Raw genomic sequence first — 241 nt, 5'->3', positions numbered from 1 at the left:
AAGAGCATCGGGCAACAGGCAACGCTGGCGGTTCATAGCGCGCGCGCCTTACTGGTCCGGCAGCGGACGATGGTGGCAAACGCCCTGCGAGCAGCACTGAGTGAGCTCGGGATCGTGGCAGCGCAAGGATATGAGGGGCTGTGCGCATTGATGGCTCGGCTCGAAGAGCCGAGCCAGGAGATTCCGGAGATGATGCGCGGCGCCCTGTTGATGCTGGCCAAGCACTGGCAGGCGCTCAATG

Annotated in this window: 1 pseudogene; it reads left to right on the top strand. The window is 63.9% G+C overall.

Annotation, left to right across the window (positions count from 1 at the left end):
• Window positions 1-241: pseudogene (locus XI09_RS08285) on the top strand (IS110 family transposase); the annotation flags it as partial.

It is taken from the genome of Bradyrhizobium sp. CCBAU 11386 (assembly GCF_028128955.1).
GTDB lineage: Bacteria > Pseudomonadota > Alphaproteobacteria > Rhizobiales > Xanthobacteraceae > Bradyrhizobium.
The sequence above is the reverse complement of the archived record's forward strand: the minus strand, read 5'-3'. Positions and strand labels throughout refer to the sequence as shown.